Raw genomic sequence first — 14,790 nt, 5'->3', positions numbered from 1 at the left:
GAAATCCTTTAATCCGTATAATCCGTGATTCTGACCGTTTATTAAATAAAAAGGCTAAACGCGGATTAAATGGATTACACAGATTGCGCGGATTAGGTTATCTGTTATAGTAATAGACAATGAAAATCCGTGAAATCCTGTAATCCGTATAATCCGTGATCCTGTATGAGTTTAAAATACGAAGACATTACCAAAAAAATAATCGGTGCATCCTTTGAAGTCCATAAATTTCTAGGTAACGGCTTTCAAGAAGTAATTTATCAACGCGCCCTAGCCTATGAATTCCATCAAGCCGGCTTAAATTTTGCCAGAGAAATTGAACAACAAATCTATTACAAAAACTTACCCGAACCTATTGGAACACGCCGCGCTGATTTTGTAGTAGAAGAAAAAATATTAGTCGAATTAAAAGCCACCAAACAACTAGAAGATGTCCACTTTGCCCAAGCATTAAATTATCTCAAAGTATATAAATTAGAAGTTGGATTATTGATTAATTTTGGTAGTGAAAGCGTACAATTTAAAAGATTAATAAAAACATAAACATCTGAACACGGATTAAACGGATTACACAGATGGCGCGGATTAATTGATCTGTTATAGTAATACATAAAATAAAATCCTGAACGCGGATTAGACGGATTACACAGATTGCACGGATTTATTGATCTGTTATAGTAATACATAAAATAAAATCCTGAACGCGGATTAGACGGATTACACAGATTGCACGGATTTATTGATCTGTTATAGTAATACATAAAATAAAATCCTGAACGCGGATTAAACGGATTACACAGATTGCACGGATTTATTGATCTGTTATAGTAATACATAAAATAAAATCCTGAACGCGGATTAAACGGATTACACAGATTGCACGGATTTATTGATCTGTTATAGTATAAGTGATCTATTATAGGAATACATAAAATAAAATCCGTGAAATCCTTTAATCCGTATAATCCGTGATTCTGACCGTTTATTAAGATATATAATAATAAATTTCATATATTACTCCCATTCCCTTAACTGCTTATGTACTACGGCTAAATACCACATATAATCATCAATTTTATACTCATCAGCCGCTTTAACTATATATTCCTGCGCTAACGGCAAATTATTCTCAGCTTCATAATATAAACCCAAATAAAGATGACCGTAAAACTTACCTTTTAATCCTGCCAATTTTCCCACATTCAAAACATCATCTGTTGTACAATTACCTGCAAATAAATCATAGATAGATTTCATGATTTTTCGCGGATCATTTTTCACTGGTAATAAAGAATTACGAGCTTCTGTCACACCGGATAATCTAGCTATGCAAAGATATCTCCAGACAGTTTCTTCCACATCTTGAGCATTAACAGTTAAATCTATTTCAAACTGTTTTGCACCTTCAGCAAATCGTTCTGCATAATAATAAGATAATCCTCGTTGCCACAGATAGGGAGTAATTTGAATATCTAACTTTTCTGCATGATCAAAATCTTGAATTGATGCGGCAATTTTTCCTAATTTAAAATAAACCATGCCGCGACGAACATAAGCATTAACATTATTTGGCTGAATGTTAATGGTATTATTCCACTCTTGCAGTTGATTTTCTAGGGAGTTGGTAAAAAACATTTTGGTAATCAAATTTGCTACTTTTAATCTAGTTCTCTCCGTCCTTCTAATGCTCTTGCTAAAGTTAATTCATCAGCATATTCTAAATCACCACCGACAGGTAAACCAAAAGCAATGCGGGTGACTTTTGTAAATGGTTTTAGTAATTGACCGATATATAATGTTGTGGTTTCTCCTTCGATACTGGGACTAATGGCTAAAATCACCTCTTGGGGTTTTTGTTCGCTGACTCTTCTCACTAAAGGTTGAATATTTAACTGTTCAGGTCCAATACCATCCATAGGGGAAATTACGCCACCTAAAACATGATATTTACCTTTATATTCACGGGTTTTTTCCAAAGCAATTACATCACGGGAATCTGCAACTACGCAAATAGTTGTATTATCTCGCTGAGGGTGACGACAAATTTCACAGACTGGATCTGAGGAAAGGTGAAAACAAACTTTACATAAACCTACTTGTTTTTTCGCGTCAATGAGTGCTTGAGCTAAGGCTTCTACCTCTGCTTCTGGTCTTTTTAAGATGTGCAAAGCTAAACGTTGGGCGCTTTTGGGACCAACTCCGGGTAGCCGTTGCAATTGTTCTATTAATTTGGCTAGGGGACGTGCGTAAACCGTAATTCTACCTCCGGGCTTTTTTCTATTTTACAATCATCTCATCTCAAAGTTAAAATGAGGGCGTTGCTGATTAAGGGTATGAATTTTAGTCTCACGCAAAGGCGAGGCAGCGCGGTCTTGGGGGTTTCCCCCATGAGCAGCAAAGTCGCGGCCAATCGTAGTCAATTTTCACAGTAAGAGAGGAGTCGGGAGGACGAAGAAAAGAGAGAAAGAAAATTTCTCCCCTACCCCTACTGTGGTTGCCGCATATACCTTTCCTGTCCTTGGGAATTATAGATAAATACAGGAAGTTGAGCATTTTGACTAATGGCTTTGAGAGCATCTTTCAAGCTTTGGAAGTGACTTTGTATTTGTGGATTATTAGCTTGGAATAATCTGTCATACTCAGGAGTTAAGCGGACACTAATTTTCTGATTCTCAATACTAAAAGTACAAATTCTAATGGTATTTGTACAAGTGCTTTTTAGCTCAACGCGGGTTTGAGTTAAATCCCCATAGATTTGGAATTGTTCTTGTGCCTGTTTCAGTGATGCCGTATAGGTTTCAATCAGGGGTTTAGCTTGATTGAAATAGAAAGTATCTTGACCCACTTGTTTAGCACTTTCTACAGCCTGTTCCCAAGACTTAACCGCACTTTGCCATTGATTTTGATTACCATAGATTTTGGCTTGACTAGCGGCTTTCATAGCCTGTTGATAGGATGTGGCTGCTAATTGTTCTTTTTTGGCGCGATCGCGGGCGACAATAATTTTTAGTTGGTATTCTGCCAACAGCTTGCGGGCATCCTCAGATCCTAAACTACCTATAGGAATAATTTTGAGGGTACTAATTGCTGTCTGGAAATCAGATTCTACCTTTTGCCATTCAGGGGCAGATTTAGCCGTGATTTGACGTTTAGTAGCGGCTGCTGCGAGAGTTGTGGCATTGGCGATTTTCTGTAACCAGGTTTCTTCTTTGAGTAACTGATCATTAACACTTTTTAAAGTATTTTGATAACTTGGTAAGTTAGCTTTTACCAATCCATAAAGTTCATGACTCGGCTTAATTATCTCTAATGAGGTGATTGCCTGTCTCCACAACTTTTGTCTATTACGTAACTCATCTAAACTCTGAGGAGGAGTTTGGGTTGTTTTTTGGGCTGAAGATGCCATTTGTAAGGCTTTTAGCACCTGGTTGATTTTCGTTGACTGTTCAGAAAAACTATTAACTAATAGCTGAGAGTCTTGATAACGGGGAGACCACTGAGGAATTTTTTGCAAATCGGCAACTACCACATCTAGTTGTTGTTGCACTGTTAATAAGTCTCTTTCTGATTTGGTCCGTTTGATCTGCTGCTGATACTCATTTTTAAACTGCTGGGCTGTTTGCAATTCTTTACATTCCGAAATTACACAACCACGATGGAGAAAGAATGCACCACCACCGGAAAGAACGGCAATTACTACAGCCGCACCAATCATCATCGGTAAGGGGGGAAGTGATAGTGATAGCTGTCTTTTTTTGGGTTGTTCTGAAATATTCCCAAAGGGATCAAAATTTCCTTCAATATCCTCCATTGTCTCAGATTCATCCCCAGATAGATTTGAGTCTGGCAGTAAATAGTCTGAAAAAGATTCTGCGGAATTAGAGAAAAATGAATCAGCAACAGGTGCTTGTTCCGTTTCTGTAACTGGAGATGATGGCGTTTGCAGATCAGAATTAAGGAAGAAAGAGTCTCTCTCACGTCCTATTTCCACCGTTTCCCTATCTGTGTCTATGCTGGGAATCTGAAAACCATATTCACTTTCCCTATCTGTGTCTATGCTGGGAATCTGAAAATCTAGGAAGTGTTGAGTGTAGGGACGCTTTTCTCCAGAAATTCTCAAGAAAAATCGTACCCGTTGGGTTTGGTAGCTAAATTGCCATTGTAGTGCTTGTTCTAACACCTCAAAAACTTGCTGTGTATTAACCGTGACCTCAGCAGGGTGTTGAGTTAAAATCATTAATTCATCATTTTGGACGGCGCATTTTACCTGGAATTCCTTACCAGCAAGCACTTCGGCGACTAATCTTTCTTGTAAGATATCGCCTAAAACTTTGAGATCCTCTTTTTGAACTGTTGCTTTCATAAAGCGTTACCGCCACTCTTTCTATATAGTTTTGATTATCGAAGGTACTGGGGATGGGATGCAAATCCTAGTTTTACATCTTATAGAATCAGTTTCTAGCAGAAGGTTAAATTTGTCACGAAGAACACAGTCTAGTACAAAGCAGCGTAAATAAACCAACCATTCTAAATCCTCCAAAAGCCTATACTGTATTCATTTTGACTTTTGACTTTTGACTTCCGCCTTGGGGTACTAGGGTATTGATTTAGACTTCTATTTTTTTATACAGCTAGATTATAAATGAGACAATCCAATGTTAAGCAAAACCAAATTTTATAATTTTTGGTATTGGGTAAAATATCAGATAGCATCAGAGAAAGCGCGTTGGACTTGTTAATACAAGGTGTATCTCAATGGATTTATTGGAGTACCAAGTTAAAGAGTGGTTTGGTAAAGTTGGGATTCCTGTTTTACCATCTCAAAGAATAGACCATCCTACAGATTTAAAACGGTTAAAAATTCGTTACCCGATTGTGCTGAAATCTCAGGTGCAGGCGGGGGAAAGGGAAAAGGCGGGTGGAGTTAGAGTTGTAGAAACCACGATTGATGCGATCGCTACAGCACAGAATATATTTAATCTACCAATTTGGGGGCAACTGCCAGAAGTTTTATTGGCAGAATCAAAATATGATGCCCAGAAGGAGTTTTATTTAGCTGTAGTTTTAGATACTGCGCTGTGTCGTCCCGTTTTATTGGGTTGTACAGAAGCAAATATTGAGTGGGAGACAGCGGGAGAAAAATTTCAGCACGTTGTCGTAGAACAGGAATTTTCTCCATTTTATGCCAGACGGCTGGCTTTAAAAATGGGCTTACAGGGGGCGTTAATCCAGACTGTGAGTGATATTGTGGAGAAAATGTACCAGTTATTTGTCCAAAAGGATTTGGATTTGGTGGAGATTCATCCCCTGGGTGTGAACTCGGCGGGTCAAGTGATGGCTCTTAATGGTAAGATCAGTGTTAATAAACAGGCTATTAACCGTCATCCTGAAATAGCCGATATGGCCGCCAAAATGGTTGGTCTTCTTCATGGTAATAAAAAAAATAACGGTTTGTTGAGTAGGTGGGATGGGATAGAAATGCAGGGTAAAATCTGCATCATAGGCAATGGTAAAGGTTCTGTTTTAACAACATTGGATGAGGTTGTTAATGCTCATGGTCATCCTGGTAAATGTGTCAATTTGCGCCATACTTTCATGAGTGATACAACACAGACTACTTTTAGCGATCGCCTCATTAATAGTTTGACAAATTTGGTCAATGATCAGAATACTCAAGTCATTTTAGTCAACTTTTTGGGGACTATTCCGCAAGTTGACCAACTCCCAGAAATTATTACCCAATTTCTCCATTCGGACAGAAGCAAAATCACATCTGGGGTGTCGGCCTCTAATGGTAATAAAAGTCAGCAACCATTGAATTTTCCTTGGTTAATCCTCCGTTTAGCTGGTTCGGAATTCAATCATGTCAGAAAAGAATTAGCCGCACGGAAAACCGCTGATCAATTGCTAATAGTTGTAGAAAATTTAGATGAAGCAGTCAAGGAAGCAGTTCGTTTAACAAAAACCCCGATGACAAAAAAAAGGCAATAGGCAAGAGGCAATATTTTTACCAATTACAACTGACAACTGACAACTGATAAACCATGAACTTAACACCAGAAAGTAAAGTTTTAATCCAGGGATTTTGTGAATTTATTTCCCCAACCCATATTGCTCAAATGCAAGCTTATGGCACAAATTTAGTAGCTGCTGTCAATCCTGGTTATGGTGGACAAAAAATATATAATTTGCCAGTATTTGACTTGGTAGAGGAGGTTGTGGTCAAATTTGGACAGATTGACACCACAATTATTTGTGTTCAACCTTATCAAGTTTTGGATGCAGCATTAGAAGCGATCGCCTCTAATATCCCCCAAGTTATTATTACTACCGCCGGTGTTCCACCACTGGACATGGTACAACTCCTTCGCAAAACAGAAGCCTGCGAGACCTTAATTATTGGCCCAAATAGTCCAGGAATTATCGTTCCGGGAAAAATTCTCCTAGGTACTCAACCTAGCGAATTTTATCTCCCTGGTTCTGTGGGCATTGTTAGTCGTAGCAGTACCCTCACTTATGAAGTTGCATGGGAATTAACAAAAGCGAGTTTAGGTCAATCAATTAGTGTCAGTATTGGTAGTGACGCTATTGTTGGTTCTTCATTCCTGCAATGGTTACAAATTCTCGATGAAGACGAAACCACAGAAGCGATTGTTTTAATCGGACAGCCTGGTGGGGGCAGTGAAGAAGCAGCAGCACAATATATTACAGAAGCAATTGACAAACCTGTAATTGCCTATATTGCCGGTAGACACGCACCACCAGCGCGAAATTGGCAACAAACAGGGACTTTAGCGACTGTAATTGGACGTTCGGCAACTTTTGGGACAGTAGAAAGTAAATTGGCTGCTTTTGAGGCCGCCAAAATTCCCGTTGCTAACAGTCCCGCTCAAATTCCCGAACTACTCAAAAAAATGGCAATATCTTAGTTTTTACATGAAAACTGTTAACGCTATCTCCTGACGGTCTAACAGCTTACAAGTAGTCCGACAAAATAAATTTCATATTGAGGAGAGGGAACAGGAAAGCAATACAGAAATTTCTGGTAGTTTTTCACTCTCCCCCCCACTTTCAAGAGTTTGCAGGGTATGTACAAGTAGGGATATGCGTGATATAGTAATGCAAAAAAATTACTTACTCCGCACGATACTAGAAGTACAACCAGCAGCTTTAAATTGTTGAGAAATTTGATTTTTTTCTGATGCTTCAAATATATTTTCAAGTAATCCACTTAGTGATTCAACAGGTCTGGGACTATGTAAAGGAATCTCACCATTATTGCTGACAAATCTGCCATTTTTGAGCAATGCTGATCCTAAATAATAATTTCCTTCTTTGAATAGCACTTCTCCAATATTGGTTTTGATAACTCCATTAGAGAAAACACCAGTAGTTAAACGACCAGAACCTTCAGCTGTTTCAACAACACAAACACGACCCTTACTATTTGATGGATAAATATGACTACTATTTTCGTATCCCACCCACCGACCAAAGAAAGGTGCTAATTCTGGTTCTGTCTTTGACCAAGCACGTACAAAGGATTCTCTTGTGTTCTTTTCTACTTGAGTACGGCTATCTTGAAGATGTCCAGTGCCTACAGTATTGTTTTTAGTTAATCTAATAATATGTTGCTGAAGTTCTTGACGTAATTTTCTTAGTTCTGTATTTGTGGGCTGTCGAGTCTGGGCTAATACTGATAATTCATTAGCAGTCAAAGTTATTAAACTGAATCCTAAGATAAATAGTTGTAGCTTGGCTTGTCGTAAGCATCTCTTATTCATTAATTGTTCCTATTTTTATTTACGAGGGAACGTAGTTATTCACTCCCGTCCTCTAAAATTATCGAAACCCTTGATCTCTCGTTAAAGATAGGGGGGAGTGTGAACAGTTACGATTAAACCATACCATACAGCTCATCTTTGGGAAAAATTTTAGTGAGGAAATAGCATCTTTGAGCAATATCCATCCCTTTTGCCAAATTATTAAGTCTTTAAAGTCATTAATATCTGACATTCCTTCTCTTAAGAGTTCCCTTCTCTCAATAGCATAACAAGTACCGAAGAACCTTTTATTTTCTTTGACATAGGTTCTTATTTATGCAGGTACTAAACTCTAGTTTTTTGTTGACTCCGTTTAATAGTTAAAATGTATTGTATTAACTGTTGTTAGTACCATTCTTTAAAGGTTAAAACAGACACTGCCTCATTAGGGAGCGATCGCTCTGGTATTGTTTTCATTCAGTTAGAGACTTCCCAGAAATAAATTATCCCAAGAAACGAACCACAGAGGCACAGAGTACACAGAGAGAGAATTTTTGCATCAGTTTTGGGACATTTTTTTATTTGGAAGTCTCTTAATATCCCCAGGGAGTGGGAATTGCCAATGTTACGGTGATGAGTGACAACTATCAATTACCAATTAGCGATCGCTGTGTTAGATTGGGCATACTTGATATATATTTTTTCCCCTGACACGGCCGCCATTATGGTAATTACAAAAAGTAAACTGGTTTTGAGTGCTACGGTGGTAACGCTTTCTACAATTGCTGTTACTGGTTTGGGTATTCACTCAATTGGCAAGGCTTCATTTAAAGATAGTCACAAGGATTTGATAGATGAAGTCTGGCAAATTATTTACTACCGATATGTAGATGGTACCTTTAATCAGGTGGATTGGCAAGCTGTACGCAAGGAATATTTAAGCAAGTCCTATACTGATGATAAATCAGCCTATAAGTCTGTCCGGGAAATGCTGAAAAAGCTAGAAGACCCCTACACCCGGTTCATGGACCCAGAAGAATTCAAAAATATGCAAGTTGATACCTCTGGAGAACTTACAGGTATTGGTATCACCATCAGTCAAGATGCAAAAACAAAACAACTAATTGTTATCGCCCCGATTGAGGATACACCCGCATTTAAAGCCGGGATTTTAGCTAAAGATGTTATTCTGGAGATTGATGGTAAAAGTACCAAAGGCATGGACACCAATGAAGCGGTATCCCTCATTCGGGGAGAATCAGGTAGCAAGGTGAAGCTGACAATTTTGCGGAATGGTCAGAAAAAACAATTTAATATTCAACGAACGCGGATTGAAATTCATCCCGTCCGCTTTTCAGAAAAGAAAACCCCAGCGGGAAATCTTGGTTATATTCGCTTGAATCAATTCAGCGCCAATGCCAGCAAGGAAATGAAAAATGCTATTGAAAAGTTAGAAGCTAAAAAGGTTTCTGGTTATATTCTAGATTTACGTAGTAATCCTGGAGGACTGCTATACGCGAGTATAGAAATTGCTCAAATGTGGATCAATAAAGGCACAATTGTGTTTACTATTGACCGTCAAGGTACACAGGATAAACAAGTTGCCAATGGCATGGCTTTGACTGATAAACCTTTGATAATATTAGTAGATAAGGGTTCAGCTAGTGCTAGTGAAATTCTTTCCGGGGCATTGCAAGATAATAAACGAGCGACTTTAGTAGGAAATCAGACTTTTGGTAAAGGTTTAGTCCAGTCTGTACAACCTTTAAAATCTGGGGCTGGTTTGGCTGTAACTATTGCTAAATATCATACTCCCAGCGGGAAAGATATTAATAAACATGGTATTGATCCAGATGTAAAAGTAGAACTGACTGATGCCCAACGTCAAGATTTATGGTTAGGTGGAAGGGATAAATTAGGGACTTTTGAAGATCCTCAATTTGCTAAAGCTGTGGAATTATTAGGTAAACAAGCTACTGGCAACACCAATACAATTAGAAAAAATTAATTGATTGAGGGTGGAGAAATCTCACCCCTACAGCTTTTGCCTGTTCCCTGCCCTCACAGACAATTTTTTCAGCAACCCCTACTTACTCATTATTCAGAAACTTGGCTTTCATTTCTTCTAATTCTTTATCTATGGGATTATTGCTAGGAGATTGTGGTGGAGAATTAACGTTTTTGGGTTGGGGTTTACCACCTGTAAATTGAGTTTTTAGTTCTTGTAATTCTTTCTCAATTTGACTCGAATTTTTAACCACAGCAGGAGGTGGAGACGGGGGTGGAGTTATTTGTTTGGGAGGTAAAGATGATGGTTGAAAATTCAAATCTTTAATCACTTCATCAACTGTTTGGTAGCGGTGACTGGGGATGGTTTCTACCATTTTGTTAATGATTCGACTCAATTCTGGACTCACAGGAGTTTTGAGATATTGTCCCCAGATCCAAGCTGCGTTATGGGTATCGTAGGAGTCGAAGGGCGATCGCTCTGTTAATAGATTAATACAAGTTACCCCTAAACTATAGATATCACTGGCGAAAAGTGCCTTTCCACGCATTTGTTCCGGGGCAACATACTCAGGGCTACCTATACTTGTTCCCGTGCGATTTAGGGCTGTTCCTGTGGCGGATTTGGCTGCTCCAAAATCAACTATAACTAATTTATTATCTTTATGACGACGAATGATATTTTCTGGTTTAATATCTCGATGTATAACTTGTTTACCATGACAAAATTGCAGCACTGACAATAAATCATTCAGTAATTGCCGAATTTGCGTTTCATTGAAAGCCCCATTTTGTTCTAATTCTTGGTATAAATTCAGTCCATCAATAAATTCCTGAACCAAATACTGTCTGTCATCTTGGCTACAATATGCCAACAGGGCAGGAATTTGGGAATGTTGCCCCAATTCATCCAATTGAACAGCCTCTTGGTTAAATAACTCTATCGCCTTTTGTACCGTATTTGTCCCTTGAGCTTGGGGGAAGAATTGTTTAATTACACAGGGTGGCTTTGAGGGTTTATCCTCATCTACAGCGAGAAAGGTTCTCCCAAAACCACCTTGTCCGATAGGTTTAATAGCACGGTATCGTTCTTTTAAGAGTAGTTTTGTGCCACAGGTTTGACAAAACTTAACATCGTCAGTGTTTTTTGGCTGAGAACAATGGGGATTAAGACAATAACTCATAATTAGGGTTTGCTGACAAAATCTTTTCGTGAGGGCTAGGAGTCAGGAGTCAGGAGGAAGAAGGAAGAAGGAAGAAGCAATAGTCTCAAATTTGAGAAAGTGATAGGTAAATGAACGGTTTCAGCGCTTATTCCTTGCACCTAATTCACCTTTTTCAACCCGAAAACTCTTCATATATCTAGGTTTTTGGTTTATATGGCGATCGCCACGCTATCAGCAAGCCATAATTAAAATAAATGATACTTATCCTTATTGTGCCTTGTGCTTTGCAAAAAAGTAGTTATGAATTTCCATACCTTAGCTCTTATAGCAATTCCCATGCAAGTGAGGTACAGGAAGTCAGAATTAAACGCAGATAAACGCAGATGAACACAGATAATTTTGTCCCTCATTAGACTAGGAAACGCTATAAGAGATCATTACCCCCTCTCATACTTCCTGAATCAATAGCGCCCTACCCTTAATATCAACACAAAACCGTTAAAATAGTACCAAATCAGAAAAACTGTAAAATTTGGATATGACCACAGCCACACCCGTAAAAACTGAATATGAAGCGATTATTGGCTTAGAAACCCATTGTCAACTCAGCACCAACACCAAAATTTTCTCCAACAGTTCCACAGCCTTTGGTGCTGACCCCAATACTAACATTGATCCTGTCTGTATGGGTTTACCAGGAGTTCTCCCCGTACTCAACGCCAAAGTTCTTGAATACGCCGTGAAAACTGGTTTGGCGCTAAATTGTCAAATCGCTCGGTATAGTAAATTTGACCGCAAACAATATTTTTATCCTGATTTACCCAAAAATTACCAAATTTCTCAATATGATTTACCCATAGCTGAACATGGTTGGATAGAAATTGAATTGGTAGATGATGCGGGAAACCCCAGCCGCAAACGCATTGGTATCACTCGTTTACACATGGAAGAGGATGCGGGGAAACTCGTCCACGCGGGGAGTGAAAGGCTTTCCGGTTCTACCTATTCTCTCGTAGATTATAACCGGGCGGGGATTCCCTTGGTAGAAATTGTTTCTGAACCAGATTTGCGGACAGGACAAGAAGCGGCGGAATATGCCCAAGAACTACGGCGGATTGTCCGCTATCTTGGTGTCAGTGATGGGAATATGCAAGAAGGATCTCTGCGTTGTGATGTAAATATTTCTGTCCGTCCGGTGGGACAAGAGAAATTTGGCACTAAGGTGGAAATTAAGAATATGAACTCCTTTAGTGCGATTCAAAAAGCGATTGATTATGAAATTGAACGCCAAATCGCCGCCATTGAATCAGGAGAAAAGATTGTTCAAGAAACTCGGCTTTGGGAAGAAGGTTCGCAACGTACCAGTAGTATGCGGGTGAAAGAAGGTTCTAGTGATTATCGTTATTTTCCTGAACCTGATTTAGCACCCATTGAAGTCACCCAAGCTGAATTGGATTCATGGTTAAGTGAATTACCCCAACTACCTGCAAACAAACGCCATTATTATGAAAATGAGTTGGGACTGTCTGCTTATGATACGCGGGTCTTAACTGAGGATAAACCAGTTGCGGACTATTTTGAAAGTGCGATATCTAAAGGAGCAAATCCTAAATCTGCGGCTAACTGGATTACTCAAGATATCGCTGGCTACTTAAACAAACAAAAACTCACCATTTCGGAAATTAAACTGACTGCTGTTAACCTGGCGGATGTGATTACCCGCATTGAAAATGGTAAAATCAGTAATGCCCAAGCTAAGGAAAAACTCACAGATTTACTCAATGGAGTTTCTCCAGAAGAGGCTTTTGCCGGTCAAGAACTCATTTCAGATCGTACCATTCTTGAACCGATTATTGATGAGATCATCGCCGCTAATGCTCAACAAGTCGAAAAATACCGCAAAGGTAACACCAATCTCAAAGGCTTTTTCGTGGGACAAGTCCTGAAAAAAACCGATAAACGCGCAGAACCCAAACTTACCAATCAATTGGTAGAAGAGAAACTCAATGCACCAATGTAGGGTGACACCCCTCACCCCAGTCATGGTATAGTGTGATAATAAGACGCAACTTGATTATCGGGAGAGCTAGTTTAGATTGGCTCTCTTTCTTTATATAGGGAATAGGGAATAGGGAATAGGGAATAGGGAATAGGGAATAGGGAATAGGGAACAGGGAATAGGTAATAGGGAATAGGTAATAGGTAATGGGTAACAACGGACAACGGACAACTGACAACGGACAACTGACAACGGACAACGGACAACGGACAACTGACAACTGACAACTGACAACTGACAAAAATAAAAAATAGGGGGTTTGACCCCTTGGTGCTAGAATCATATAACGTGCTAAGTAAATGCACCCTGATGATTTTAGAGAGCTATCCAAGTGGCTCTCTTTTATTTATTGTGGGTTTAATTTTCGTGATTAAAAAAAGATTGTCATCAACAGATAAACTCACTTATAGACATAAATACTGGACGCTGAGATCAAACCAGAGGCGGAAAGTAATTAAACAGCAAACGCGATATAAATAATTGTGAGCAGAATTATGGCAGATTGGCAAATAATTACTGGTGGTGTGACAGCAGCGCGGGGGTATAAAGCAGCGGGAATTACAGCAGGACTGAAAGCTTCGGGATTACCAGATTTAGCCCTAATTGTATCAGATGTGGAAGCGATCGCTGCTGGTGTATTCACCACTAGCCAAGTTAAAGCAGCTTGTGTAGATTACTGTCGTCAAGTATTACAAGGGAAACATAGCGCGAGAGCCATACTTTGTAATGCAGGACAAGCCAACGCCGCAACAGGTGAACAAGGCATTAAAGATGCTCAAGAATGTGCAGACTTATTAGGTAAAGAATTGGGTATTAGCCCAGAATCCATTTTATTAGCTTCCACCGGCGTAATTGGTCAACGGATTAAAATGGATATATTGCGGGGTGGTATCCCCAAAGTAGTCGCAGAACTATCAGAAACAGGCTCAGACGCAGCCGCAGGAGCAATAGTCACCACAGATTTAGTCACCAAATCCATCGCCTTAGAAACCATTATCCATGACCGTCCGGTGCGAATTGGTGGAATTGCGAAAGGTTCAGGCATGATTCACCCCAACATGGCGACAATGTTAGCCTTTGTTACCTGTGATGCAGCAGTCTCTTCGACGCTTTGGCAACAAATGTTAACCAGAGCAGCAGATAGAAGCTTTAATTCGATCACAGTTGACGGTGACACAAGTACAAATGATTGTTTAATTGCCTTAGCAAACGGTCAATCTCGCACCCCAGCAATTACCGAAATGGGAGTAGAGGCACAGAAGCTAGAAGCCATGTTAACTTATGTATGTCAGCATTTAGCGAAAGCGATCGCTCGTGATGGCGAAGGGGCAACTTGTTTAATAGAAGTCCAAGTCAGTGGCGCTCATGATGAATTAGCAGCCCGTCAAATCGCCAAAACCATTGCCGGGTCATCTTTAGTCAAAGCCGCCATTTTCGGTCATGATCCTAATTGGGGACGGATTGCGGCGGCTGCTGGTCGGGCTGGAGTCCGGTTTGAACAGGAAAACCTCTCTATTAAATTAGGGGATATTTTACTATTTGAAAATGGTCAACCTTTACCCTTTGATAAAGCAGCGGCTAGTGCATATTTAAAAGCAGCCGCTCATGGTGAATATCTGCAATCAGACACAGTATTAATTTCCGTTGGTGTTGGTAATGGTCATGGCACAGGTCAGGCTTGGGGTTGTGACCTGAGTTATGATTATGTGAAAATTAACGCTGAATATACGACCTAAAAAAATCAGCCTTGCTGCGTAGGGGCGGGGTTTCCCCGCCCTTGATTGGGGTTTCCCCG

The 14,790-nt window shown here is 39.6% G+C and carries 11 protein-coding genes; 6 read left to right on the top strand and 5 right to left on the bottom strand.

Annotated features, from left to right (window positions below):
* The first annotated feature begins 165 nt into the window (after nucleotides 1–165).
* Complete coding sequence (locus IQ226_RS22235; protein WP_193899011.1) at nucleotides 166–543, top strand: GxxExxY protein; 378 nt, start codon at nucleotides 166–168, stop codon at nucleotides 541–543.
* A gap of 471 nt (nucleotides 544–1,014) precedes the next feature.
* Here the strand turns inward: IQ226_RS22235 and IQ226_RS22230 are convergent, their stop codons facing one another.
* From IQ226_RS22230 to IQ226_RS22220, 3 genes are all read right to left on the bottom strand, one after another.
* Nucleotides 1,015–1,635, bottom strand: a complete 621-nt coding sequence (locus tag IQ226_RS22230) for a hypothetical protein (protein ID WP_193899009.1) — start codon at nucleotides 1,633–1,635, stop codon at nucleotides 1,015–1,017.
* Nucleotides 1,636–1,658: 23 nt separating this feature from the next.
* Nucleotides 1,659–2,258, bottom strand: a complete 600-nt coding sequence (gene recR / locus IQ226_RS22225; RefSeq protein WP_096669736.1) for a recombination mediator RecR — start codon at nucleotides 2,256–2,258, stop codon at nucleotides 1,659–1,661.
* Between the two features lie 227 nt (nucleotides 2,259–2,485).
* On the bottom strand, nucleotides 2,486–4,363 hold the full coding sequence (locus IQ226_RS22220; protein WP_193899007.1) for a hypothetical protein: 1,878 nt from the start codon (nucleotides 4,361–4,363) through the stop codon (nucleotides 2,486–2,488).
* A gap of 392 nt (nucleotides 4,364–4,755) precedes the next feature.
* Here IQ226_RS22220 and IQ226_RS22215 point away from each other — a divergent pair, with 392 nt between their 5' ends.
* Together IQ226_RS22215 and IQ226_RS22210 are read left to right on the top strand one after the other, a co-directional pair.
* Nucleotides 4,756–5,991 (top strand): ATP-grasp domain-containing protein, encoded by a 1,236-nt coding sequence (locus IQ226_RS22215; RefSeq protein WP_193899005.1) that lies wholly within the window; start codon nucleotides 4,756–4,758, stop codon nucleotides 5,989–5,991.
* A gap of 53 nt (nucleotides 5,992–6,044) precedes the next feature.
* Nucleotides 6,045–6,929, top strand: a complete 885-nt coding sequence (locus IQ226_RS22210) for a CoA-binding protein (RefSeq protein WP_193899003.1) — start codon at nucleotides 6,045–6,047, stop codon at nucleotides 6,927–6,929.
* A 201-nt stretch (nucleotides 6,930–7,130) separates the two neighbouring features.
* Here the strand turns inward: IQ226_RS22210 and IQ226_RS22205 are convergent, their stop codons facing one another.
* Complete coding sequence (locus IQ226_RS22205) at nucleotides 7,131–7,784, bottom strand: hypothetical protein (RefSeq protein WP_193899001.1); 654 nt, start codon at nucleotides 7,782–7,784, stop codon at nucleotides 7,131–7,133.
* Nucleotides 7,785–8,487: 703 nt separating this feature from the next.
* Here IQ226_RS22205 and ctpC point away from each other — a divergent pair.
* Entirely contained in the window at nucleotides 8,488–9,771 is a 1,284-nt protein-coding gene (gene ctpC / locus IQ226_RS22200) for a carboxyl-terminal processing protease CtpC (protein WP_193899013.1), read from the top strand.
* A gap of 82 nt (nucleotides 9,772–9,853) precedes the next feature.
* Here ctpC and IQ226_RS22195 read toward each other — a convergent pair whose 3' ends face one another.
* The gene (locus IQ226_RS22195; RefSeq protein WP_193898999.1) at nucleotides 9,854–10,954 is read right to left on the bottom strand and encodes a serine/threonine-protein kinase; all 1,101 of its coding nucleotides are present in this window, start codon (nucleotides 10,952–10,954) and stop codon (nucleotides 9,854–9,856) included.
* Between the two features lie 520 nt (nucleotides 10,955–11,474).
* Here IQ226_RS22195 and gatB point away from each other — a divergent pair.
* Complete coding sequence (gatB, locus tag IQ226_RS22190) at nucleotides 11,475–12,956, top strand: Asp-tRNA(Asn)/Glu-tRNA(Gln) amidotransferase subunit GatB (protein ID WP_193898997.1); 1,482 nt, start codon at nucleotides 11,475–11,477, stop codon at nucleotides 12,954–12,956.
* A gap of 533 nt (nucleotides 12,957–13,489) precedes the next feature.
* Complete coding sequence (argJ, locus tag IQ226_RS22185; RefSeq protein ID WP_193898995.1) at nucleotides 13,490–14,731, top strand: bifunctional ornithine acetyltransferase/N-acetylglutamate synthase; 1,242 nt, start codon at nucleotides 13,490–13,492, stop codon at nucleotides 14,729–14,731.
* Nucleotides 14,732–14,790: the final 59 nt, after the last annotated feature.

It is taken from the genome of Dolichospermum sp. LEGE 00240 (genome assembly GCF_015207875.1).
Lineage (GTDB): Bacteria > Cyanobacteriota > Cyanobacteriia > Cyanobacteriales > Nostocaceae > Dolichospermum > Dolichospermum gracile.
This window is presented reverse-complemented; position numbering and strand designations above follow the sequence as displayed.